The organism is Xenorhabdus szentirmaii DSM 16338, assembly GCF_002632585.1.
Classification (GTDB): Bacteria; Pseudomonadota; Gammaproteobacteria; order Enterobacterales; family Enterobacteriaceae; genus Xenorhabdus; species Xenorhabdus szentirmaii.
Window position 1 is genome coordinate 1,221,550 of the sequence record NZ_NIBV01000002.1, and the last position, 26,280, is coordinate 1,247,829.

10 protein-coding genes and 1 pseudogene are annotated in these 26,280 nt (G+C 49.0%); 4 read left to right on the plus strand and 7 right to left on the minus strand.

The window, feature by feature from the left end:
* Positions 1–278 precede the first annotated feature (278 nt).
* The gene (gene ttcA / locus Xsze_RS15470; RefSeq protein WP_038233814.1) at positions 279–1,172 is read right to left on the minus strand and encodes a tRNA 2-thiocytidine(32) synthetase TtcA; all 894 of its coding nucleotides are present in this window, start codon (positions 1,170–1,172) and stop codon (positions 279–281) included.
* 289 nt (positions 1,173–1,461) lie between these two features.
* Between ttcA and Xsze_RS15480 the strand changes: the two genes are divergently transcribed.
* The 4 genes from Xsze_RS15480 (at position 1,462) to Xsze_RS15495 (ending at position 3,048) form a co-directional block, all read left to right on the plus strand.
* A complete protein-coding gene (locus Xsze_RS15480; protein WP_038233809.1) occupies positions 1,462–1,698 on the plus strand; it encodes a TA system antitoxin ParD family protein in 237 nt (78 codons plus the stop codon).
* A complete protein-coding gene (locus tag Xsze_RS15485) occupies positions 1,667–1,996 on the plus strand; it encodes a type II toxin-antitoxin system RelE/ParE family toxin (RefSeq protein ID WP_038233807.1) in 330 nt (109 codons plus the stop codon). The genes Xsze_RS15480 and Xsze_RS15485 overlap by 32 nt, the downstream gene beginning before the upstream one ends.
* A 377-nt stretch (positions 1,997–2,373) precedes the next feature.
* Entirely contained in the window at positions 2,374–2,706 is a 333-nt protein-coding gene (locus tag Xsze_RS15490) for a DMT family transporter (protein ID WP_038233805.1), read from the plus strand.
* Positions 2,707–2,757: 51 nt separating this feature from the next.
* Entirely contained in the window at positions 2,758–3,048 is a 291-nt protein-coding gene (locus Xsze_RS15495; protein WP_051462250.1) for a putative hemolysin, read from the plus strand.
* 142 nt (positions 3,049–3,190) lie between these two features.
* On the opposite strand, the gene Xsze_RS23360 is transcribed toward Xsze_RS15495, so the two are convergent.
* The 6 genes and pseudogenes from Xsze_RS23360 to Xsze_RS15520 all read right to left on the minus strand — a co-directional run bounded on the left by Xsze_RS23360 (position 3,191) and on the right by Xsze_RS15520 (position 26,214).
* Entirely contained in the window at positions 3,191–4,576 is a 1,386-nt protein-coding gene (locus Xsze_RS23360) for a salicylate synthase (RefSeq protein WP_422645804.1), read from the minus strand.
* Positions 4,559–6,109, minus strand: a pseudogene (locus tag Xsze_RS23365) ((2,3-dihydroxybenzoyl)adenylate synthase); the annotation flags it as partial. The pseudogene Xsze_RS23365 and the gene Xsze_RS23360, both read right to left, overlap by 18 nt.
* A gap of 35 nt (positions 6,110–6,144) precedes the next feature.
* Positions 6,145–6,948: a thioesterase II family protein gene (locus tag Xsze_RS15505; RefSeq protein ID WP_038233797.1), complete on the minus strand. Its 804-nt coding sequence runs from the start codon at positions 6,946–6,948 to the stop codon at positions 6,145–6,147.
* Positions 6,948–8,045, minus strand: a complete 1,098-nt coding sequence (locus Xsze_RS15510) for a Gfo/Idh/MocA family oxidoreductase (protein ID WP_038233795.1) — start codon at positions 8,043–8,045, stop codon at positions 6,948–6,950. Before Xsze_RS15510 ends, Xsze_RS15505 begins: the two co-directional genes overlap by 1 nt.
* A complete protein-coding gene (locus tag Xsze_RS15515) occupies positions 8,042–20,002 on the minus strand; it encodes a hybrid non-ribosomal peptide synthetase/type I polyketide synthase (RefSeq protein ID WP_038233794.1) in 11,961 nt (3,986 codons plus the stop codon). Before Xsze_RS15515 ends, Xsze_RS15510 begins: the two co-directional genes overlap by 4 nt.
* A complete protein-coding gene (locus Xsze_RS15520; protein WP_038233793.1) occupies positions 19,999–26,214 on the minus strand; it encodes a non-ribosomal peptide synthetase in 6,216 nt (2,071 codons plus the stop codon). Before Xsze_RS15520 ends, Xsze_RS15515 begins: the two co-directional genes overlap by 4 nt.
* Between the last annotated feature and the right edge of the window lie 66 nt (positions 26,215–26,280).

The following is a 26,280-nucleotide window of genomic DNA, read 5'->3' on the forward strand; positions in this document are numbered from 1 at the left end:
TATCAATAATCTGATCGACCAATTGAGGCACTATAACTCCCGCAGGTGAATGCAACGTTGGGCGATGAACGTTGTGCTCCATAATTGTAGTTTTTCTCATCTTGAGTTTCACAGAAAATAATTGACCTTCATTATGCCGATGTTAATTTAGCATCGGCTATTTTTTTATGATGGTCAGGAAAATATTTCTATGAATGAACAAGTTGTGATTTATTTGGCGTCAGCTTCCCACTGACAAAGACAACCTTGAGCACGATCAGTTAACCGCCGGGCATTGTTCAAACATTGGTGATTTCTATAAACATAGCATCATCAATGTTTGTGGATGACACGACGGCTTCGTTAAACGCGTATTCTTCTCTTTTTCCTTCACGATCCAAAGGCAGGTCAACAAAGTCGAAAAGTGTTTTATCCGCTAACTGGCTTGGGCTCACATTTTGAAGAGACTTGAAAATACTTTCTACTCTGCCCGGCGTTTTCTTATCCCATTCCACTAACATCGCTTTGATTGCCTGCCGTTGCAGATTTTCTTGAGAGCCGCACAAATTACACGGAATGATTGGAAATTGTTTGTGTTCAGCGTAATTGATGAGATCTGTTTCCCGGCAGTAAGCAAGAGGCCTGATGACAACATTGCGACCATCATCAGAACGTAGCTTTGGTGGCATCGCCTTCATGCGTGCGCCGTGGAACATATTCAGGAACAGGGTTTCAACGATATCATCAAGGTGATGGCCAAGTGCAATTTTGGTCGCCCCGATTTTTTCTGCAAAAGAATAGAGTGTACCGCGGCGCAGGCGGGAACATAACCCACAGGTTGTTTTGCCTTCAGGAACTTTTTCTTTGACAACGGAATAAGTGTCTTTATCTACGATATAGTAAGGGATATCCAGACTTTCAAAATATTGGGGCAGAATATGCTCAGGGAAGCCCGGCTGTTTCTGATCGAGGTTGACGGCAACGACGTCGAATTTTATAGGGGCGGCCTTTTGCAGATTCAACAGGATATCTAACATCGCAAACGAATCTTTGCCACCACTGATGCATGCCATTACAACATCATTTTCTTCAATCATATTGTAATCAATAATAGCATTACCAACGTTTCTCCTCAGGCGCTTCTGGAGTTTGTTGAATTCAAGTGTCTCTTTTCTTGTATCTTTCTGATTCATTGCGACTTCTCACATTGCCGATTGTACCGGCTGTAGATTTTCCATATGGATTTTTTGCAGGGGATGGATTATACGGATTTTTATTTTTGTTTGAAACCGCCCTATGTCGGGCTGATGCGGGCTTACTTCCACAAATCACTCGGAACAAATTCAATGAGTTCTGGCATATTGCATCATCACACAATCATTCAATGCGACAAAAGATTGCATTATTCGACAAAGTGGCGCATATTATCAGGGCGTATGCGTTTAGCACCGCATGTAACACAAACACAGAGAGGCTACGCAAATGGCTATTAGCATCCGTTTAGATGATGACTTCGTGAGTGATGTAAAAATTCACGCTGAAGCTTCAAGCAGGAGTGTACCAAAGCAGATCGAACATTGGGCAAAAATAGGTCGTATCGCCGAAGAAAATCCGGATCTGCCGTACTCCTTTATCCTTGATGTTTTACTGGCGAAAAGCGAAGTCGACAATGGTAAGGTGTCGCGTTATGTCAGAAGGACAAAAAAGTCCCAAGATTGATGTTGATGAAACGAGACGTTTCTCTAAAGCATTATCTAAATTACCGGAAAATCTTCTTGTGACAGTGGAAGATGAAATAGAGAACATCATCAACAACCCAGAAATTGGCGAGCAGAAGAAAGGAGATTTAAGTTTTCTTCGTGTTCACAAATTTCAGTTAAACAACCAGCTAGCATTACTTGGATATCATTGGGTTGAAGAAAAGATAAAGCTATATTTGTTAAATTTTAGTTCTCATGAAAATTTTTATCAGGAACAAAAGCGACACAGGAAAGACGACTTAAAGTTTATTAAATAGTACATAAGGCTGCTTAATGCGGCCTTTTTCATATTTATCCCCACAATTCATTCTAATCACATTCATATCCACATATTGTGGCTAACATGTAATCCTTAACCTTTTACCTATTTCTTCGAGTCATTAAAGCAATTCCCTCTCTACCGAAGAAAACGGGTCATTGAGGAACAGGACATCAGGCTTAGTTATAAATTAGCCATAACGATGAAAATAGCTATCGTCAAAAGAAACGGCATTTAAAACACGATAATTGACCGGTTAAACTGAAAATCAGGTAACAAAATTTGCTGAGGTGTTGCCTGACAACCTATGGTAATTAAGCAGTTTTTTTGATAAATGTTCTGTCTTATGATTTTGACCTGAGTCTGGTGAGTAATATGAATGTTTGGGGTTATTTATTTATCGCTATTTTCTCTGAAGTGATAGCAACGACAATGTTAAAAACAGCAGATGGATTTACTCGCTTAGTGCCCTCTGTCATTGTTGTTATAGGGTATTGCTTATCTTTCTGGGCATTATCACAAGTTGTTAAAACCATGCCTTTGGGAATCGCTTACGCTGTCTGGTCCTGCCTTGGCATTGTGCTGGTTTCTGTTGCCGGCATATTTTTATATCAACAAAAACTTGATTTACCCGCAGTAATCGGAATTCTGTTGATTATTTCGGGAGTTTTGGTGATTAATTTACTTTCTAAAAGTGCCGGACATTAATCTATTATTGATGGTATTTAAATGAGTTCCCGAAATTGAATGGGAGAAAATATGTTTTTGAGGCGAGGTTTTTTCTTAGGCAGTTTGTTGTTGGCGGGGTGGGGATTAATAGGATGCAGTGGGTCGCAAACAAATCTCTCGTTGAACCAAAGTAAATATTATCAATATTCTGATTTGGGCATTAATTTGAGTCAGGATGCCAATGATGCCTGTTCGGGAATAGGCGGAATTCCGTCATTGACCCATCAGTTGAATGGGCATCAAATCCCTGTATGTCAGCTGGCGAATGGCCGTCGTTGTGATGAAGAGGCGCTGTTGGACGGAGGGTGCAAAGCCCGCTGATATTTTTTACGAAAAAAGGGATGGTTGCGGGGAAAACCAGAGTGATATCTGATTTTCCCCAAGTACGGTGATTAAAAAATACTGTAACCCGAAATAAAGTGACTATTCAGGCAGCAATAACGGTTTAATGCTGTCATTCGCGTTAGGAATGGACATATTTCATAATGCACTCAAGTTTTTCGCAGGTTTCCTGCCATTCCCGCTCTGGTTTTGAATCTCTGACAAGCCCTGCTCCCGCCTGAAGCCAGCTGCGTCCGTTATGCTGATAAAAAGAGCGTAATACCAGTGCGGCATCCAGTTTTCCTGTGCTGTCCAACATCATGACGCTACCGCTGTAAAGACGGCGTGGCTCACCTTCATAACGGGAAATAGCCTGTAAAGAGGGTTTTTTAGGTATTCCCGATGCGGTCACGGCCGGGAACAAGGCAATGAAAGCATCCCAGCGATTTTTATCTGTTTGCAGTAAGCCTTTTACTCTGGATGCCAGATGTTGCACCGAACCACGTTTACGGATAGCCATGAACTCAGATACCTGAAGTGTATCCGCCTGACAAATCAGTTCCAGCTCTTCCAATGCCAGCTTGACAGAAACCGCGTGCTCAGCGATTTCTTTAGGATCAGAAAGCAAATCTTCCCGCAGTTTTTGATCTTGTTCCTCATCATGTGTCAATGCTCTGGTGCCTGCCAGTGGTTGGCTGTTGATCCAACCTGATTCATCTGCTTCAAGCACCGTTTCAGGGCTGAAACCATATACAGAATATTCTTCATCTTTTAAGAAAAAGGAGCGGGCTGGTGTATTGGCCTGACGTCCCAGCCAATAGCTGCTTGTGATATTCACATGCTCACCAAGCTCAACTTTGCGTGACAGGATCACTTTTTGATAGTGCCCTGTGGCAATATCGTTAACCGCATTCGCGACATTATCCTGATAATGTTTCATTGCGCCTTCGGTGCTGATAATTTCCAGTGGTTTTGCATCTGAAAACGCGGGAATGCCTGCTTGGTCAGCCAGTTTGATCTTCTCGCCCAGAAGAGCGACGTATTTTTCTTCAAGCGTTCTTATCAGAACCTGTCCCTGAGTTACGCGCAATTCATGTTGTGGGATCGTGAGCTTGATCAGGGCTTCATTTTGTTGTTTTAGTGATGGATCTAAGGGGATGCCATAGATCAAATGGGACAATTCAAACAATGAGCGGCCATAAGCCCGCCAGTTTTCAATAGGCAATTCATTGAGTACTTGTTCCAGTTTCTGGCTTAGCGTATTGATATCATAGGGATGACGTTCTCCCTTTGCATCAGTTAATTGTCCTGATGCATCAGCACTTATTGTAGCTGCACATCCTATTCCCAATGACCATTCTCCTTTCATTTCATAGAGCGTATAGGATTGGACATCATCATTTTCAAACCCGGTGAGCAAGTGGGTAACCAGATTTAAGGGCGCGCTGTTAATCGCGATTGTGTGTTCATGGTATTGTTGCATTGAACAATTATTTTCCTTGTTGGCGGTATAGTCTTCCTGTGCCATTTGCACTAACTGGCGTTTGTCAATTTTTCCTACGGTGGTTAATGGCCAATAAGCAACAAATAACCATTGATCCGGGATTTTGTGGCGTTGAACACCTTTTTGATACAAAAAGCCTTGTATATCGACAGATTCAGGTTGATTAATGTTCTTCGGAATACAAGCACAAATTCGTTCGCCCAAAAGTTCATCAGGAACAGCAACAACAACAGCGTCATCAATATCCGGATGTTGCAGCAGCAATGTTTCTACTTCTTGTGTCGAGATTTTTTCACCGCTGCGATTAACTTGTTCCTTAATGCGGCCTTCAACAATCAGATTGCCATCAGCCCGCATGCGAACCAAATCGCCTGTACGGTAGAAACCGTCCGGCGTGAAAGCAACGGTATTATGCTGTTCCGCACGGTAATAACCTGTAATGGTGTAAGGGCCTCGCGTAATCAGTTCGCCGACTTCACCGGAAGCAACCGGCTGTAAATTGGCATCAACGATTTTGAGTTCATCTTCTTCTGATAATGGCCGTCCTTGGGTGTTAATGATGGCTTCATGAGGATCATTCAGTCGGGTATAGCAAAGTAACCCTTCGGCAGTGCCGAATACCTGTTGCAGAGGGCCAAGACGTGACATGACCTGTTTTGCCAGTTCCGGGGTAAGCCGGCCTCCGCCCACTTGTAAACAGCGCAGGGATGAAAGATCGCTTTGTTCCCAATCACGGGCCTGTTCCCAGAGACGGGCAAGTGCCGGGACTAATGCGACATGGGTCACTTTATGTTGTTCGATTAATGGCATGGCTTCGTCACAACTGGCGGTGTCACTCAAAAGTACACACCCCCCATGGGAAAGTGTCCCCAGAATGCCGGGGCTGCCTAAGGTGAAGTTATGGGCAACGGGCAATACCGCCAAGTAAACGCTTTCGGGGCTGATTGAGCATAAGCGGGCAGAGAGGACAAAATCGTAGGTATAGGCATCGTGAGTACGTGGAATTAATTTCGGTGTGCCTGTCGTTCCGCCTGAAAGCAGAAGTACCGCAATATCACCATAGCATGGGCCAGAAATATCCAGTGGTTCACCGTCAATGGAGGATAACGCAGTAAATTCTTCCGCTTCCCCGTCAACGATAATGTGTTTCATGTCAGGGCAGGATGCCATGACTTCCCGCGCCATTTCACGGTAATCAAAACCGTGGATGCAATCAGGAATAATGTAGGCCACTGGACGGGCAATCTGGCAAAGAGCATGAACATCATGCGCCCGCTGTGTCGGCATCAATAACACCGGATGGGCGCCCAGTCGGAACAGGGCAAAACAGGTAACGACAAAAGAGATGCGGTTAGACAATTGCACCATGATGTTATCACCACGACGTATTCCCTGTCGGAATAAACCGCTTGCCAGCCTTTCAGCAGATTGATGGAGTTCACGGTAGGTCATGCACTGATCCTGATAGATCAGTGCCGTGTTATCACCCCAGATTTTCGACCATCCGGCCAGCTGTTGGTCTATCGTCTGACCATTCCAAGGATAATCTGGTGTCATAGTCAGTTTTTTTTCCGGGATTGAATTAAGTGCCATTATGCGAACTCCTGTGGATAAACTTCTTGCATAAATTGGGTAATGTGACGAATAAAACTTTGTGGTTTTTGCGTGATATAAAAATGGTTGCCGACAATTTCCTGGCAGCCATGGGAAAGATCTTGGTTATCGCCGGCAAGCCAGTGATGCCATTGTTGAACCTCCAGCGCAGAGGCTTCTTTGTCTTCGTTGCCATAAAGCAACAGGGTAGGCGTTTGTAGTTTGACTGAATCAGACTGAATCACCCGGTGATAATGCTCTGTAGCGCAAAAATCAGCGCGCAGCATAGGTAAAAACAGCGACAGCAATCCGGGGTCTTCCTGTAATAAGGGGCTGCAACCACCGATATCGATCAGTTGTTCAATGAATTCACGATCAGGTAACCCGCTTAATTTGCGCCGGGATTGAAGGTGGGGGGCATGACACCCCGAAAGTACCAGTGCCTTTGGCGGACAGTGGTGTTGTTCAAGGCGCTGGCAAGCCTCAAAAGCGACCTGAGCCCCCATGCTGTGGCCGACCAGTATCAAATTTTTTCTCTGTTGTGGTGAGAGTGACACAATCAAATCCGAGAGTGATTGCGCCAATGGCGCAATTTGGGTGGCCGCATGTTCATTCATGCGGCTGTCACGTCCGGGATAAATCACCAGTGAAACAGCAATGTCCTGATTTTCCAATGTGGTCCATTGGCGAAAAGCACTGCTGCTGCCCCCGGCAAAGGGGCAGATCAACAGGGTATATTTAGGTTCATCGCGAGAAGCCAGACATGGGCGTATCATCGGATGGGCAGGGAGTGTCCATTTCATCAGCATTCTTCCTTGGCCAGCATCAATTGAACCGGCTCAATCCAGACCGGAGGCGATAAATCCTGAATCACAGGCTCTCCCATCATTCGCAGAATTTGTTGCCACAGATCCGCCAACTGCCATTGATAATTCTGGCTGAAAGCAACGGGGCAAGGTGCACCACCCAATACAGAAGAGAAAGCACTGAGCAGCTCGGCGACACCTTCAGCACCGTCACATTCAAAGGCCGTCATCCAGTCTTTTGTCGCCGGGCACAGGATCTGGGAGGTGGCATGGTGCTGGTAAGCCCCATCCGGCTGACAGGCGGTCAGATAGAGGCTCTGGCTATTGTTCAGATGGTTCGGGGCATGCAGGACCGGTGTCCAAATCACCGGTCCATAACTGGCTTCCTGGGTCAGATAACCCGCAGGCCAAATGAGCGTCATTTTGTGCATGACAAGGTTATGCATATCGGGATCTTTGAGGTCGAGATAGCTTTGCACGTCCAACGCGATGGAAGTCCCGGCAAAACTCAGCTCAAAGCAATGAAACGCATTACTCCGCTGACCGGTATGGCGTATCTTTACCTGCTCTGGGCATTGGCAGGCCTGTAGCAATAGATCAAGTGAAGAGAACAGCAACTGGCGGCTGGTGGTCAGATAGCCGGCCATCGCTTGTTGCTGTGACAATTGATTGACCTGATGGGCTGCGTGCAGCCAGCTTCTGCCTGCATGGCACTGGCTGTAAAAACTGTTTACCCAAAACTTCACACCCAGCCTGTCAGCGGTTGTTTGGTGTCTTTTGATGGCATCTGCATCAAGGGGGTGTTCCTGAATGACCGAAATTCCCCGTTGCAACAATGCCTGAGTCAGTTGATCACCTTTTCCGCCAATCACCTCTGCGCGGATGACCACACAGGCAATGTCAATGTCGTCCGGCAATTCATCCAATGAACGGAACAGAGGGACATTGAAATCACGGGCAAGCTGCTGTGAGCGAGGGCTTCCCTGCGCCAGAATTCCGGCCAGCACCAGATTTGGCCGGGATTGCATAAATGCATTGAGGTACAGCTCGCCAAATTTTGCACCGACAATCAGAACCCGTTGTGGCTTTATCATATGTTCTCCTTAACAGGCTCAATAGCCGGGATTGAATTCAGGATATTGTTCAGACAAGTCACCAAGGTGCTGACATGTCCGGGTTGGAATAAGCTGTAATGATCACCATCAAGCTGCGTCACATTGACTGGCCCGAACGCTTGCCAGCCGAGATCCGCTGAGGTGATAGTGGTCAGGTCGAGATAATCCATAAAATCAGGCAATGCTTGAGTTGCCTGAACAAGGGAGAAAGGCTGAGGAGAGCGCGGCGGATGATAATCGACCAATGCGCGCAGGTTATGGTGCCATACGGTATAAAGTTCAGTCAGCGAGCTGTCGAATTTTGCGGACAATGGCAAGGCTTCGGACAATGCTTGCAGGAATGTCTCAGTATCAGCGGTGATCGCATGATTATCCAGAGCCAGATCAGGGAATTGCCCTTGTAAATCCAACAGGAAATGGCGATGGCCGAACGTGTCATCCAATATCAGGTCAGTACGTACATTCGGGGCAAAACTATCAATCAGAATACAGTGAGAAACCTGTTCCCCCACAGCACGTAACTGATGGGCCATTTCGTAGGCGACTAATCCGCCAAAAGACCAGCCTGCCAGTGCATAAGGGCCTTCTGGCTGGAGTGCCCGGATTTGGTTGATATAATTGGTTGCCAGTGCCGCAACGGATGGGGCATCAGTATTCAGGCTTTCTGGCGTAAATGCCAGACCAATCAGGCGACGGTCACCAAAAGCAGTGGCTAAATGGTGGTATCCCAACAGATGACCACCAATCGGATGGACGATAAATAAAGTCGGCTTTTCCGTATTTCCTTCGTTTAAAACAATCCCCTGAGAGATGTTTTCCGGTTGATGCTCAATAAATTCAGCCAGGGAATGCACGGTATCGTAAGTTTGCAGCAGGCTGAGCGGATATTGGCGGTTAAACGTCTGGTTGATTTTCATCATCAGACGCACCGCGGCAAGGGAATCTCCGCCAAGAACAAAGAAACTTTCATGCACATTGATACCCTGTTGTTCCAATACAGATTCCCACAAACTCAATACAGTACGCCCTGTTGTTGTATTGAAAACAGTATTGAAAACAGTATTGAGAGCAGCATTGGATGCGGCATTGAGAACAGGACTCACGGCCCCGGACTGCATTGAATGAATATTTTGCTCTTTTTCAGCCAGATCAGCTTCAGCCAAATCCATTAACGTCCGTCTGTCGATTTTACCGTTGTCGGAAACAGGCATTGTTTCGAGCATGATAAACCGCTGCGGGCACATCCAGATTGGCAGAGTTTGCTGTAACCAATGAGGCAATACAGGTAAAAGTTCGGCAGATGCCGGTGCATCGTCAGTTAAACGTAAGCCCGCAACCAACTGCAACGCACCGGTTGAAGCAGTATGAGCAAATACGATGGCCTGTTGTACCGCAGGATGTTCACACAAGCGATGTTCGATTTCGCCGAGTTCAATCCGGTAACCGCGAATTTTCACTTGGTGATCGTTGCGTCCCAGAAATTCGATATTGCCGTCCGGAAGCCAGCGTCCTAAGTCACCAGTGCGATAAAGCCGTTCACCCGTTTGGGGATGTGTGATAAATGCCTGCGCTGTTTTTTCAGCATCGGCCCAATAACCCTGCGCCAGCCCTGAGCCGCCAATATACAGCTCACCGGTTACCCAGACCGGGCAAGGCGAAAGGGCGGCATTGAGCACATGGAAAGTCTGATTGCTCAGTGGCTTGCCATAGGGAATGCTGCGCCAATTTGGATCAACCTGTGCAATGGGGTAGGCAATGGACCAAATTGATGCTTCCGTTGCACCGCCTAAACTGAGGAGGTTGAGCGCAGGGTGCAGGGCATATAATTTTTCCGGCAAATGGGTAGGTATCCAATCTCCGCTCATCAATACCCAACGCAGGCCATTCAGGGAATGTGAATGATTTTGGGTATATTCTTCAAGCAGTTGCACAAATGCAGGAACCGAGTTCCAGACAGTCACAGACTCTTGGTGCAACCATGCCAACAATCGATCAGGCTGCCGATTATCTCCCGCAGAAGGGATAACCAATTTTGCCCCACAGCTCAGAGGGCCGAATAAGTCGTAGACGGAGAGATCGAAAGTTAATTCTGAGATTGCCAGTACACTATCGTGCTCATTGAGCGCGATGCGTTGGTTAATATCAAGGATAGTATTGACCGCGCCCTGATGATCAATCATGACACCTTTCGGTTTTCCGGTTGAGCCGGAAGTGAAGATGACATAAGCCAGATCTGCCGGATGTGCAGGTAAACATGGCTTGCTGGTGGCCGCAGGCAAGTTGCTGAGCAATGTTTCATCCAGAGAGATAACACGTGAATGTTCAGGCCAGTGAATTTGTTGAGCAAACTGGGGTTGCGTCAGTACCGTATCCACTTCTCCTGATGCCAGAAGTTGATGAATGCGCTGTTGCGGATAGCTGGCATCAATGGGCAGGTAAGCACGCCCCGTCAATAGAATGGCAATGACTGCAACAACCTGTTCCCAGCCTTTTTCCATCACCACCCCAATCAAAGATGATGCTTGATCCCCTTGTGCTTGCAGGTGAGCAGCCAGTGTCAGGCTTTGTGACCACAAAGTGCAGTAATCTATCTGGCGGGAAGCATCGACAACGGCAGTGCGTTGTGGATAACGATTTACAGCGTGTTCAATCAGCGAACAAAGTGTGTGTGATGGAAAATCACGTCTTGTTGCATTGCTGATTTGACATAAAGCCCGATCGTGTGCCGGAAGCCAGTCAGGAATCGGGTTGCTCCAGATGTAATCCGGCTCCAGCAAGGTAGCCACGCAAGCCTGATAATGAGCAAACATATTTTCTGCTACTTGTGGCTGGAACAACTGCGGCAAAATTGCCCATTGTATGGTCACGCCACCTTCTGCCCGGGAAATCAGCATACAATCGAGATAAACATGGGGTGTTTGCGCCCCAAAAAGATTCAGGGTGCCTAGTCCTGAAGGCCCTTTACCTGCCGTACCGGTTGTATCATTGAATACAATCGGCATACCTGCATTCAGATTGTGGCGATGCTGGTTTTTCTCCCTGAGCACGAGTTGTCCGTCAAACAGGGCATGTTGAAGATCAGCCAGCCATTGTTTTTGTATTCTGTTGACGGCATCGCTGAACCCGGCGGTATTGCGCAAGTCAACTTCCAGCAACGAAGTTGTGGACAGATTACCGACCAGTGTGTCGCAATGTTGTGGCATTAACAGCCGATTGCCATGCAAGACATTGATCGTGAAATGTGCGTTGCTGCTCCATACCGACAGAACATGGGCAAACAGAGTGAGCATCACTTGTGATGGTGACACACGGTGTTCTGCTGCACGTTGCTGCAAACGTTGCCATTGCTGCGGAGTGATAACACCCGTCAGGCACTGCTGATCCAATTCCAGTGATTGGCTGCTTTTCAGCGGTAACATCGGTGCATCAGGCAGTGAAGGCAAACGGTCGAGCCAGTATTGTCGGCTTTGTTGCCAGGTTTCCCCGGACTTTTCATCTTCCAACGCCTGAATGTAATCGCCAATGGTGGCGAGCTGAGGCTCTGGCTGCCAATCCACCGCCTGATACCATTGATGTAAATCACGCAGGATTAATGTCAGGCTTTTTCCGTCCGCGACCACTAAATCAACGGTCAAATGCAATAGATATGCGCGATCATCGATATGGTGCAGGGTCAGGTCAAACAGTGGCCAGCTATCGCTGGGAACGCCCTGAGTGCGCAATGTATTGCGGGCATGGGCCAGCTTCGTTTCCCGCTCATCTGGCGTCATATTGCGATAATCAATCACTGTCGGTGCATAATGGGGAACTTCCGGCAGAATATGGTATTGCCCGTCTTTCACATAACCGCGCAATTGCGCATGATGATTTATCACGCGATCCCAAGCTGCTGTGAAACGAGGAAGATCCAATGTATCCATTGCCAGTTCAGCGTAGAAATGGGCGATGCCATTACCGAACTGGAACAGTTGGCTTTCTCCCAGCCAATAAGCGTATTGGAGAGGAGTGAGTGGCAGAATTTCTTCCGATGCCAAAGCCGGTGCTGCCTGAGACAATGCAACCGGTATTTCTGGCGTGAGTTCAACCGCCCGCAAGGTGCGGCAGAATTCGCTTAACTTGGGGTATTCAAACAATTTTTGCAGATTGGCTTGCCCGTAACCCTGACGGCGTAATTGCACGACCATGCGGGTCGCAATCAAGCTATCCCCGCCACTTTGGAAAAAGTCGCTGTGCCGTTGTACCGGCTGAGTCAGCAGTGAATTCCAAAGCGCGATCACGTCCTGTTCAATATCGCTCTGTTCAGTATCATGGAAATCATGGGACAGATCACCGGCGGTATCAGATTGTCCGGTTTTTGCAGCGGATGGCTGTGGGGTTCTTTCTTGAGTGATCACAGACAACGGTAACTGCTCTTGTTGCTGAATATGCAGCGGATAGGGCAACATTGAGAATTGTGCTGCTATTTCACTGAGGTTCAGGCGAGATTGTTGTCCTGACTGTGCCAGAATCAATTGTTGATGCAATTCCGGGCCGTCTTGCCCCGGCCATTCCAGTGAAACCCGATAACCGGATTTTTCCAGACACTGGCGCCAGCCTGCCAGTTCCAGCAGTGCACTCTCATTATCATCATGATTGCCGCGATCGTCAGTCCAGGCATTGATGCCTTCAATAAACCCGACACTCGCGAGTTGCATGGCACTGTCACGCTTGGTGGATTCGATAATCAGCAGCCATCCACCGGATTTCAGTAATCGGGACAAACGCTTCAGGGTGTTATTCAGATGGGTGGCATCATGTAAAACATTAACCGCCATAATCAGGTCATAACCGGATTCAGGGTGCTGACCAAAATCGATGTGCTGGTTAATGTCGAACAGGGCAAATTTTACGGTTTCGCCATACTGATTGAGTAATTGTCGGGCATCATCCAAAAATAGCGGTGAAATATCCGTAAAGTGATAACTTTCAATGCAATGTGCATTCTGTTTAAGCACTTTTTGTGATGTAGCCCCTGTTCCTGCGCCGACTTCCAGCATCGTGAAATGCTCAGATGACTGACTCAATTGCCGGATAATTTCAGCGGCAGTCCGGTTCAGGCAGTGTAATGCCGGATTTTCACTGTAAAGGCTGGCCGTGGTTTGTTTATCGGCAAACAGCAATTCCAATGCATTGTTTTGTCCGGCAAGCAGGGTGTCATGTTGTTCGATACAGGTCGCAACATAACGGCTGATGGCCTGACACCACACCGCATCATCTAATTTTGCTGTTGGAGCCGGAATTTGGCGGAGTGATTGCAGGCAACGATAATTGTCACCGGTTTTTTCAATGAAACCCCGATTGCCCAATAGTGCCAGCCATTGCTTGAGCAGGCGTTGATACTGTGGGGCCAATTGTAAGCACCGGGCAATTTCTTCCCGGCTATGACACTGTTGTGGTGCAGCAAATAAATGATGACGCAACAGTGTCTTGGCAAGGCCGAATAGGGCTTGTTGCTCAATGTGTTGCCATGAACACTCGAACGACTGCTGTTCTTCTGGTGTCGGTAACGGCAGTGTATCGGTGTTTATTGCCTGTGCTTCGGCCTGCATCGCGGGCAGTGGCAAAGAGGCATTGTCTTCCGCAACTAACCACAGGTCATAACCTTGGGCATTATCACTGATATCACCGATGGTATTGCCATTATCCAATGCCTTATTTTGACGTGGCTGGATCTCAGCTAACCGTATTTCAGGCTTAGTGCGCAGCCATTCTTCCGCCTGACGCAATTCAGGATGTTGCGGCCAGAAGTCATAACGTGCGTGACCGGCGGGCGGGATCTTAAGGTCATAAAGCCCGGTACTGTCTGCCTGATGGCAAATTTGGGCTAACAGGGCATTGTAAGCGGCAAACAGGCCCTCAATAACACCCGATTCAAGAACATCATCCATGCAATACCAGTTGAACAGCAGCTCACCATCCACTTCCATCACCTGATGATCCAGCCAGACCTGTGGTGTTTGGCTTAAAACAAAGACCGGATCGCCCAGTAATTGGGTAATGGATTGTTTGATAGCCACGCCTTCTTGCGCCATTCCCAACATGCTGGTGAAAACGACAGGGGTGAGGGGCTGCCTGTTTTGGGCATCATTGGATTGCTGGCGACCGAGTTCGCGCAACACTTCAACACCATTGACATGGCTGTGGCTCAGGCGCTGCCAAAGCAAGGTCTGTGTTTTTTCCATGCTGGCACGCAGAGACGTTGTCTTGCGTAAATCAAAATCCATCAGCATGACAGAAGTAAAATCACCAATCAGATCCTGAACTTCCGGATGGAAAGGCTGGCGGTTAAAGAATGTCAGATTGAGGGTGAACAGCGGGTGGCGGCTGTACCATTCAAGCGTATGGGCAAACAGGGTCAGCAGCCCCGCAGATGGCGTCACTCCCCATTTTTGCCAGCTTTGTTTCAGTAATTGCCAGTCAGATTGTGCCAATCGACCTTCATAAGTTGTGAATTGAGGTTGACTGCGTTGGGTTGGTTGTGGGTTCAACGGCAATCTCGGCGCCGGAGGAAGTGAAAGCAATTGTTCCTGCCAGTATGCCCATGAGGTACGCCACTCTTTACTCTCACGTTGCGCCTGCTCTGCCATGACATAATCGCGGAAAGTAAAGTGTTGCGGTGCCAGAGGTTGTTGGCGATAGGCAAGTTGTAGATCGTCCATCATGATCCGGAAACTCTGTACGTCAAATTGCAACAGATCCAGATTCATATGTAAGCGGCAACGTTCATCGGGCAACAATGAAACAGAAACGTCAAACAGTGGCCACTGTTCTGCGGGAGGCACTAAATAAGAAAGCGCATGACGGCGTTGAGCCAAAGCCTGTTCACAGGCGGTGTCATCCAGTGAACGCAAGTCATCCTGTGATAGAGCATACCAAGGGGTCTCCGGCAGAATTCTCTGCTGCCCATCTTCGTCCACTATCATGCGCAACATGCCATGACGCTGGATCAACACATTCCATGCCTGCTCAAAGCGGAGAATGTCAAAGTGTTGCAGTGTCAGATCCCATTCAAACAGGACATGACAGGCGACCCCGCCAAATTCAAAGGCTTGAGTGCGTCCGACCCAATAAGCATGTTGGATGGGCGTCAGGGGAAATGGCTCATGGCGTCGGCCACTATCAATAATGATCTCAGCTTGAACAGAAGGAATGGACTGTTCAGGCAATGTCTTTCCAATGAGAGCATTGAGCCCTTCCAGCGTCATATTCTGATAAGCCCGTTCTGCGGTTAATCTGAAACCAAATTGCTGGTGGATAACACTGTTCAGTTCAAGGAACAACAGCGAATCTAAACCAAATTGCAGTAAATCTTGTTGGGCTTCCAAACATTCAGGTTTTTCTAAACGCAACAATGTCGCAACACACTGACGCAGCCAATTCAGCCGCTGTTGGCTATCCCGATGGCGCGTATTCTCCGTGGACGGTGCGGATACGGCTGCGGGCACAGATATGGCGGCAGCAACACTATGGTAAGGGGATAAGCCAGTCTGTAAACGTCGGGAAATATCAGGATGGCGTTCATCCAATCGCATGGCCAGATAACATGGAGCTGGCGCTCTCAGCGACTGGGTGAGATGCCAGATCCCTTCATTGATATTGAATGGCAGCATGCCATCCTGAGCGAGTTTCTCCACGAGCCTGAGGTCACTGGCCATACCAATGCCTCCCCAAACACCCCAAACCCATGTTTTCACCATCAGAGAATCTGACGCTGTCAGTGCCAAAGATTCCAAACAGGCATTGGCGATGGCGTAAGCACCTTGGCCCTTAGCCCCCAGCAATGAGGCCGCAGACGCGTGAAGCAGCAAATATCGGGCATTATGTTGTTGGAGTGCGCCTTGCAACACGTCTCCGCTTTTGGCTTTGACAGACAACATTTGTGACAGGTGCTGATGCCCCAGTTTTGCCAGCGGCGTATGGTCAGCAACGCCGGCGGCATGGATTGCGCCGGCAATGCTGTCAGTCTCTGCCAATGTCTGTATTGCGCTTAACAGGGCCGGTGTGTCAGTGACATCAACATTAACCCAGCGTATTTCACATTCATCACCCTGTGACAGTTCTTGTACAAAAGCATCCCAATCCGGATGCTGGCGACGGGCAAACACGGCAATCTTGCGGGCACCCTGCGACAGCAACCAACGGACAGAAATCTGACCGATACCGCCCATGCCACCTGTAACAATATGCCAACCCTGACGGGGAATTGTCGCGGCATGTTGTGAAAGCGGTAAGGCATGGCGCTGTAAAACCGGCGCTGCCATCTGGTTGCCCCGAACCCTCAGCCACCGGTTATGTTCACCCAGAGAGTTCAATGCTGAGGATAGGGTTTCTCCGTCATGGATATCACCGATATCTATGGCCTGAATATGGAGGTGGGGATACTCTTCAACCGCAACGCGCAATAAAGCCCAAACAGCATATTGAGCAGGGTTGATGGCCTCTTTTGATAGTGTACTTTCAGGTTGGGCATGGCAAGTGACAACCGTGAGTGAGCCTGTGTCATGATGTTCTAATTCGCGGATGACCTGCTGGCACAATTCAACCGTGTCATGGCCCTGAAGCAGTAATAATTTGTTTTTGCTTTCAGGCTGCAAATGAATGCCTGCCTGATGCCAATGCCGGGCAATCGCATCTCGGGATATTGATGGGCACAGAAGCTGGTATGCCTTAGGAGAGCTTGGTTTATTCCCTGCATTGATGGCGTGCCAATGCAGGGAATACTGTGTCTCAGGGCAGGGTTGCGGCATGGGCAGCCATGATTTTTCCACGATTTTGGCTGTTTTGGCCGCCAATAATTGACGGGGGAGATCAGCCCTGTCACTCATCAGGGCGAACAAACGCTCACCTGCGTAGATCAGTGCAGGGAAATCTGAAAGTAAATCCCTCTCTAATAATCTGCGTTTGGCATATGGCAGGGAACGGCAAGGGCGATACATTTTATGGGTTGTTGGCCCGGAAACAGGCTGGTAATAACCTTGCTGAACACACAGTCTCAGCAGTTGCTCCAGCAAAGGAAGCCAGCAAGGTTGCAGACGGCCGGCCCGGATCGTGTCGATGGCACTGAAACCTTGTTCTGCACCTCGTCCATGACATTGGTAGACCAGTGCATCGGTATACAGTGCACGAAGTATCGCCGCATCAGCATGCTGTCCAATGGTGGGTTCAAGGAGAGCATTGATATCAATTCCGGTATTGACGGGCGCTTTCACCGATTGGGGGGCAGTGAAGCGATACTCCTGTTTATCGAAAGGATAGAGCGGTGCATGGCATTTTTCCCCTGTAAACGGGAAAAGGTGTCGCCAGTCAAGTTGTGCACCGGCACAATACAGTTGCATCAGCACGGCTTGCTGAATGTCTTCTGGCGCACTTTGACGGTTTGCGGTCGCAATCCATGTCTCTTGCGGCAAACTGATGCGACGTCCAATCCCGGTTAGCTGTGCATCCGCGCCAAACTCAACAAAAAGAGCCACTCCTTGTTGGCGAGAAAACTCAATGGCTTGGTGATAATGTACTGTATGACGCATATGGTCACGCCAATAGTCAGGTGACGCCCATTGCTCCGACGTCGCGAACTCCGCTGTCAGGGTAGAAATGAGGGGGATCTCTTCTGATGCAGGTTGCAGCTGTTTCACATATTGGGCGAATGTATCCAGCACCGGCTCCAGCATGGCGGAATGTGCCGCACAGGTGATGTTAAGGCGCTGGCAGGGAATGTGTTGCTGTTCCAGACGCTGTGTCAGTGTGCCAATCTCTGCTTCAGTGCCCGCCCAGACCCAATGTTGCGGGCCATTGCACACGGCCAGATCCAGTGTCAGTGAATGGGTAAAGGGAAGGATATCGTCTTTGTTGGCAAAAACAGCCAGCATTGCCCCCTGATTGCATTGCTGCATCAGTTTTCCCCGCATTGCAACCAAGGGCATGATTTGCTCAGGTGTGAAAGCCCCGGCAACAACGGTAGCGGCGAACTCTCCGACGGAATGCCCCAATACATAATCCGGCTTGAGTCCCAGCGCCTGCCAATGGGCAGCCAGCGCAATCTGATGCGCGACAATGGCGGGTTGTGCGTATTCAGTTGTGGCCAATGCGTCATCATGCTCTCCAAACATCACGGCTTTTAATGGCAGAGCCAGTTCGGATGCACAAGCGGCGCAACAACGATCCAACATCGCGGAAAAAACGGGAGAACGGGCATACATATCTTTGCCCATGCCAGACCATTGGCACCCCTGACCACTGAATTGCCACAGCTGTTTATTTTCACTCTTGGCCTGACCATGAAAAATATCAGGTGCGGCGCTATGATCAGGCAAGGCGGTTGGCTGGTTAGCAAAGCCGGATAAATCCGCAGCACGTTTGGCGGTATTTTGTGGTGTCAATGCCACGGCCAAACGCCATGGCAATGAAAGGTCACGTCCCTGCAAGGCTGTCCAGGCTAAATTGGTATAGTTTTCCGGTGCCTTGTTGAAGGCGTTCGAATAACGTTCCGCCAATTGACGCAGTGAGGATTCAGATGCAGCAGAAAGTAACAGAGATGCTGCTTGTGAACGCGTTTGCGAAGGATTGATACGGTGACGCTGTAACTCTTCCGGTAATGACTGCACCACAATATGGCAGTTGGTGCCGCCAATGCCGAATGATGAAACCCCTGCGGTGCGAAGGGTTTGTGCCCAGTGCTCACCTTGGGTGGCCAGCCTGAATGGGCTTTGTTCCAGCCGCAATGCAGGGTTGGGTTGCTGCACATTAATCGTCGGGGGAATGTAGCCATGCCAGACGGACAAGATGGTTTTAATCAGGCTGGCAATCCCTGCGGCAGTATCAAGATGGCCGATGTTGCTTTTCACCGAACCCAGACAGCATGGAGGGAGATCCACATTTCGCCCGGAAAAGACGCTGCGCAATGCATCAACTTCGATTGGATCACCAAGGGGAGTGCCTGTGCCGTGTGCTTCAATCATACCGATATCATCAACGCTGACATCCGCCAGTTGCAGAGATTCAGCGATCACGCGCCGCTGGCCGTTGACCGAAGGGGCGGTGAACCCCACTTTTTCGTTGCCATCATTATTAATCGCACTGCCACGCAATACCGCCATAATGGGATCGCCGTCGCGTAATGCATCATTCAGGCGTTTTAGCGTAACAACGCCAACCCCGTTTCCGCCATAAGTGCCATTTGCCTGACTGTCAAATGGACGACAACGTCCATCAGGGGAGAAGATCATACCGGGTTGATACGAGTATCCGCTTTCTTGTGGGAAAGAAACGGCCACCCCACCAGCCAGCGCCATGTCACATTCACCGGAGCGCAGATTTTCGCAAGCCATGTGTACAGCAACCAGTGAACTTGAGCAGGCAGTCTGTACCGTCATGGCAGGGCCTTTCAGGTTTAATTTGTAGGCAGTACGGGTTGCAAGATAATCCTTATCATTGCTCATCAATGCCTGTAACCCTTTCACTTTACCGACATCAGTGATCGTGAACTGTGACCATGAAGGCCACGTACTGGCCCGGCTGCTGCCGAAAACACCGGTTTTCAGCTGCACATTGCGGGGTGAATAACCGGCATGTTCAAGAGCATGCCAGGCTGTTTGCAGGAACAGGCGTTGCTGTGGATCGAGCATTTCTGCTTCCTGGCGGGAATAGCCAAACAGCGAGGCGTCAAATTGTTCCGCATCCTCAAGTATGGCCGCCTGATTGATAAAGTTTTCACTATCAATGACTTCAGGCGGGATGCCAGCATCCAATAATGTTTGGCGGGAGAGTGCGGTTGTGCACTCAATGCCCTGTTTCAGGTTATGCCAAAAAGCACCGCTATCAGGTGCCTGCGGAAAACGGCAGGCAAGGCCAATCACTGCGATGGGATCACAATTATCGTAGTGAGGCGTTAAATCAATCATTGTGCAACTCCTTTGTAACGTATTTTCCGTTGTTGCAGACGCTTTTGTTGTTGTTGCTGACGAAGCGTCATTGACGGCGGTTGTCCGTCTTTCGCGCCTTTCTGGCAACACAGGCTGAGCGCTTCTGGCGTTGGATAAGCAAATAAATCAGTCACAACAAGGTGGTGGAAACCGGCTTGCTGTAGCTTGCTGTGTAGTTGAATCAGCTGTAGCGAATTGGCTCCTGCTTCAAAAAAGTTCTGTTTAGCCTGAATAGGCTGGTTAATGACAGAGAAAAACAGGCGTTGAATGGCATGGCATGTTTCATTGCCTATTTCATTGCCTATTTCATTGCCTGTTTCAGGGAACACCGGTTGGTCAAAGCCGTCCGTCCCCGCTGATGGCAAGCTCTGTTGCACGGACAGCGCTTGTTGGCGCGGCATCAGTTGCTCCAGTGCGGTGTGCCAGCTTTCGGGCTGTGAAGCGAGGGTACGCAGTAAGGCGGTATAACGGTTGAACATCGTTTGCAATTGATGCGGTTCAAATAACGCTTCAACGGCATCCCAGTTCAGGCACAGTTCGTTGTCCGATTCGTAAACCTGATGATCCAACCAGATTTGTGGCGTCTGAGAGATCCCCCAAACGGGTTTCATCCATGATGAGTGTGAAAGAAACTGTCCTTCATGCGTACCCAAAGCGCTGGTGAATACAACAGGCATGATGGCAGCGTTTGGGCCGCGGTTTTGGGCCAGTTCACGCATGACTTTGATTGCTGAAATATGGCGATGATCCAAATCCTGCCATAGCTGTTGTTGCAGTTGCCGTGCACTTGACAGCCAATTTGTCTCAGGATGCCAGGCCAACAGTGACAATGAAGTGAAATCACCCAGAATATGTTTAATGTTTTCGTGCCAGTGCGGGCGATCGAAAAGCGTCAGATTAAGGGTTAACTCCGGTCTGGTGCTGAACGCAGACAACACTGTCGCATAAGCGGCAATGAGGAGGGCAGATGGCGTTATCTGATGCAATGCCGCATGTTGTTTCAACTGATCCCACTCATGGGCAGACAGTCTGTCGCTGTAGCGCACAAAACGCGGGGACTGAACCTCTTCCGGTGCGATGCGCAATGGCAGTTGTGGCGCGGGTGGCAATGTTTTCACCCGCTCTTGCCAATATTGCAGGGAATCCTGATGTACCGGCATTTGTTGCTGGCGTAACACACAATCCCGGAATGTAATATCCAGTGGTGGCAGTTCGTGCTGTTCATCGAGATACAACTGCTCTAATTCCGCCAGCAAGATCTGCATACTCAAGCCATCCAGCAGAAGGTTATCCAGATTGACAAACAGTCGGGAAACAAAGCCCTTGTCTTGTGCCAACCGGAAATCGAACACCGGCCAATGGCCTGCATCCAGTACCTGATGTGACAACTGTTCACGGAGTGCATCCGCTTCACGAATATCTGAATATTGATGCTGTTTAACGGAAAAGGCAGGAACCTCCCGCAATACCTGTTGCTGCCCATCAACAACAACGGTCCGGAGTACGGGATGGCGTTGGATCAGGTGATTCAATACCCGATTCAGGCGTTGAACATCGAGATTTTCTATCCGGTATTCGATAAAGAAATGTGAGCCGATACCACTGAGGGCAAATCCGGGATAACGCCCAACTAAATAAGCCTGCTGAACCTCAGTCAATGGGAAAGGTTGGTATTCATCTTGTTCTTGCGGAGTCGGCCGGGCTTCTGATGTTTTTTCAGACAGAGGCGAACAGGGCGAACAGGGCGAACATAAAGGAGTCAGTGTAGCGCTGAACGCAGCTAATTGTGGGTGGCGGAAAAGCTGACTCAGTTCGCTTTTAAAGCCCTGCTGTGCCAGTTCACCAATCAAGCGTGTTGCCAAAAGACTGTCACCACCCAGTTGGAAAAAGTCGCTTTCAGGGCCTACCTGTTCCGCATTGAGCAGGTTTTGCCAGAGGCTGGCAACAGTTTGCTCCTGTGCATTGAGCAGCACCGTTTCATTCTGATGTGTTGTTTCTGTTTTTGCCGGAGACAATAACGTTTGAGTCAGTGCTTTTCGGTCAATCTTTCCGTTGGGCGTGAGAGGCAAGTGCGGAATGACATGCAAACACTGTGGGATCATGTACTTCGGCAAATACTGTGCCAGCACAGACTTTATTTTTTCCCGATCAGGCAGGGTGACGTTGTCACTTGCCTGCATTAACAATACGCTGAGATTGCCAATGGTAATGGGGCTTTCGGTCTGCACTGACAGCGCGAATAATTGTGGAGACAGAAGAGACAGCCACTGTTGCGCCGAATGCAGCCGAATTCCCTGAGGTGAAAGCAACTCAGTCGTAATCAGTGAAAGTGATGAAGCCTGTTGCAATTCCATTGCCAATATTAATGCACCGGGTTGTGCCAGAGGCATCAGTGCCTTGAGGCAATCAGCCGGTTCTTCTTCGCGGTGCAATACATTATTGAGCAGAATAATATCAGCCTGATGTTGCAGTGATTCAGGAAGCTGCTCTGTCCAGCGTTTGACTGAAGCGTGAGCATGACCCTTTAATCTTGCTTGCATCTGACTGATAAGTGCCTGAGAACGCTCAAACCCAATGTAGGACAGATGGTTATCGGTGATGTTTTCTGCCAGCCACTGGGCGCAAAGTCCGCTGCGGGCGTCAAACTCCATCAATGTCACGGGGCGTTGCAATTGCAGGGAAAGAGCAATAATCACCTGCTTTAATCCGGCCAGCCACTGCTGGGTTTCTGGCAGGGCAAAAAGTTGCTGCTCCGGCGCAAATTGTGGGTCATCCAGTAATGTAATGGCGGCTTGCTGTCCGGTGAGGATCTGGCGCAGTGTGGCATGCCAGCGCTCAGGGACATCTCCGTTACCATGATTGGATGTGGGGAAGGGCGACCCTGCTTGATATGTATGCTGTGCAGACTCGACCAACAAATTGTGCTGGCAAAGATACGTCATCATGCGTGCAAACCAGTCATGGTATTCCGGTTGGGGTTGATAGTGTTTCAAACAATCAGCAAGCGATTGGGGAGATGTCAACGTGATCCCATGGCGAGACAGATGTTCCAGCAGGAAAATGGCAACCTGATGTTCACGGAGAGGTTCAGCTTGCTCTGCCGAATTGATGACGGTTTGTGATGCAGGGAATACATCACGATAGTTTGCCGGCAACTGCGGGGCACGGTGAATGCGTTGGCACAGCGTATCGCCGTCCAGCTCAAGGAATGCCACCAGTGATTTTTCTTTTTCACCCCGGGTTAAGGCAACGCCTTTACGAATGCCAGCTACCTGATTGAGGGCGGCATCAATTTCACCCAACTCAATGCGATAACCCCCAATTTTGACCTGACTGTCGCGGCGGCCCATAAATTCAAGCCAGCCTTCAGGGTGGTAACACCCCAGATCACCGGTACGATACCAGCGCTCTCCCTGCACAACGACAAATTGGGCCGCAGTGCGTTTTTCATCATTAAAATAACCGGATGCAACACCAACTCCCCCAATCCACAGTTCACCCACAACCCAATCCGGGCAGTCCCGGCCATCTTCTCCCACGACACGGTAACGCTGGTTAGCCAGAGGATAACCGTAAGGGATCGAGCGCCAGCGGGGGTCAACATCCTTGACGAGATATTCATTTGACCAGATAGCCGCTTCCGTTGCGCCTCCCATGGCACTCAAGACACCGGCAGGATTGAACGCGCGGTAGCGTTCAGGCAGTGACAAATCAATCCAGTCTCCGGACAGCATTACAGTACGAAGTGTTTTCGGTGCATCAATTTCCATCCCTTCGCAATAGGTCAGCAACATATCGAATAGGGCGGGGACGCTATTCCATAACGTAATATTGTGCTGCCCGATCAGCATTTCCCAAGTGGAGGGATCGCGGCGTTGTGCTTCTTGAATTAATACCAGCGCCGCACCGGCACTGAGGATGCCAAAAATATCGTAAACGGAGAGGTCGAAATGCAGGGCAGAAAGCGCCAGCAATCGATCGCAGCTTTGAACCTGATGGCGGCGATTGATGTCCAGGCAGGTATTCAGGGCGCTTTGATGGCTGATCACTACCCCTTTGGGCACGCCGGTTGAACCTGAGGTATAAATGATATAGGCCGGATCAGTGACGGCACGCTCAACCATATTGGCTAAGGGTAATGCCTGTTCATCCTGATGCCAGAAAATGCAGCGTATGTTTTGTGGCCAATCCGGGTGTTGCTGCTGAGGAAGTTGAGGATCGACGATGACAACATTAATTTCTGCGCTTTCACAGATGGCACGACGTCGATTTAATGGCTGATCAGCAGGAACGGGAACATATACACCACCAATGTAAAGGATGGCTAATGCCGCGACGATTTGCCCGATGCCTTTTTCCATGCTGATGGCAACCCGATCCCCCGGCCTAACCGGGATTTTTTGCAGTGCAGTGGCTAAACGGCGGGCTGCCAGACTGAGTTCACCATAACTGACCTTCTCATTGTGCGTAATTAACGCCACCGCACCGGGCGTTTGTTCTGCCTGTTTAAATACCCCTTCATGTAATAAGGCATGGGATAGCGGCTCAACCGTGTTATTGATCTGATATCGTAGATGGTATTGTGATCCCGGCATCAGATCGGGAAGTTCTTCACGCCACTGCGCTGCATTTTCTATCAGGGTTTCAATCAATCCCTGATAAGTCGTGAAGAGGGTATCCATTAAGCCATCAGGGAACAGCTCATCGTTACTGTCCCACTGAATATTCAGCCTGTCATTATGCTCAAAGGCGACGAAATCCAGCCATACCTGAGGGGTTTGCGATATTCCCCAACCGGGTTTTCCCAATACACCATGGGTATTTTCACCATATAAGGGCTGACCTAAATTACTGGTAAACACAATCGGTGCACCCTGTGGATGGTTACCCTGTTTTTTCAGTTCACGCAGTACTTCTACGCCAGACCAATGGCGATGTTCGTAAGCTTCGGCAAACGTTGCCTGTGCTTGCTGGGCCAGTTGGCAGAACGGTAAGTGATCACCGGAAATATCCAGCAGCAGGATGTTGGTAAAATCAGCCAACATGTTATCAACCGCAGGATGTAAGGGCGCTCTGTCAAAGAGGGTCAGGTTAAACAACAAACGCGTTGCACTGCTCCAGCGGCATAATAAAGCGGCAAAGGCGGTTGCCAATGCCATGGTCGGGGTAACCCCGTTTTGTTGTGCGAGTTGTTTGAAACGCTTCCAGTGTTCAGGCGTTAAACCAAAATGCCTGCGCTGGATACGGACATTCTTGATTAACGCAGGGTCCTTGGCCAAAGGAAGCTGGGGAGCCATTGGCAAGGTATCTAACCGCTGACGCCAGAATTGTTCAGCATCTTGTTTGGCTTGCTGGAATTGGGCCTGATATTGAGTCAGATAGCTGCAAAAATCATATTCAGAAGAAATTGCAGGCAGATGGCGCTTGGAAATTAACGCTGCCAGTTCAGTAAAGAACAGGCTGAAACTGGCGGCATCCATGATCAACAGGTCGATATTGGCATGCAATCGATGTTGGTTATTGCTCAACAAGCTCAGTTGAATATCGAAAGTTTCCCCTTTCTCAACGTCTAAAACCCGATGGCTTAACTGTTCGCGTAAATCAGCCAGTGATTGTTGCTGTTCTCCTTCGGTCAGATTACGCAGATCATGAACCGTTAACTTTTGCCAGTAAGCTTGGGGCATTCCTTGCTGGCGGCCATCTGGCAGGAAACGTACCCGCAACATGGGATGCCGCTGGATAAGTGCATGAATAGCGGCTTCCAGTGACTCAGGCTGAAGCCCATGACCATCAAATTCATGATACAGGTGGCAACCGACTCCCCCCAGTGTTTGCTCCGGGGAACGTCCGACAAAATAAGCATGTTGCACCATCGTCAATGGGAATGGTTGTGCATCTGCAATGCGCAGCTGTGGCGTCGATGGCGTTGTCTCCTGAGATATTGAAGAGACAACCGGGGCATGGTGTTGCAAAAGCTGACTCCATCCTTGCAGTGTGGGCTGCTGGTAAAGTTCCCGCAACGTAACGCGATATCCTCGTCGCCTGAATTGATTCAACAATGCCATTATTTGCATGGAATCTAGCCCATTGCGGATCAAATCGTCGTTATCATCAGGCAAAGCATTTTTTTGATTGAGCAGATCAGAAATAAACTGACGCAGTGAATCAGGGGAGAAAAAATCCATGTGCATAAAAAAATCCTATATAACTGACAATTACATCAATAAACCGGTTTATTATACTTTATTTAATTAAAT

What these genes read in the sequence shown, in the direction of transcription:
- Xsze_RS15515 (WP_038233794.1), bottom strand. Translation starts at nt 20,002, where the DNA reads ATGATTGATTTAACGCCTCACTACGATAATTGTGATCCCATCGCAGTG.
- Xsze_RS15485 (WP_038233807.1), top strand. Translation starts at nt 1,667, where the DNA reads ATGTCAGAAGGACAAAAAAGTCCCAAGATTGATGTTGATGAAACGAGA.
- Xsze_RS15520 (WP_038233793.1), bottom strand. Translation starts at nt 26,214, where the DNA reads ATGCACATGGATTTTTTCTCCCCTGATTCACTGCGTCAGTTTATTTCT.
- Xsze_RS15480 (WP_038233809.1), top strand. Translation starts at nt 1,462, where the DNA reads ATGGCTATTAGCATCCGTTTAGATGATGACTTCGTGAGTGATGTAAAA.
- ttcA (WP_038233814.1), bottom strand. Translation starts at nt 1,172, where the DNA reads ATGAATCAGAAAGATACAAGAAAAGAGACACTTGAATTCAACAAACTC.
- Xsze_RS15505 (WP_038233797.1), bottom strand. Translation starts at nt 6,948, where the DNA reads ATGAAATGGACACTCCCTGCCCATCCGATGATACGCCCATGTCTGGCT.
- Xsze_RS15495 (WP_051462250.1), top strand. Translation starts at nt 2,758, where the DNA reads ATGTTTTTGAGGCGAGGTTTTTTCTTAGGCAGTTTGTTGTTGGCGGGG.
- Xsze_RS15510 (WP_038233795.1), bottom strand. Translation starts at nt 8,045, where the DNA reads ATGATAAAGCCACAACGGGTTCTGATTGTCGGTGCAAAATTTGGCGAG.
- Xsze_RS15490 (WP_038233805.1), top strand. Translation starts at nt 2,374, where the DNA reads ATGAATGTTTGGGGTTATTTATTTATCGCTATTTTCTCTGAAGTGATA.
- Xsze_RS23360 (WP_422645804.1), bottom strand. Translation starts at nt 4,576, where the DNA reads ATGGCACAGGAAGACTATACCGCCAACAAGGAAAATAATTGTTCAATG.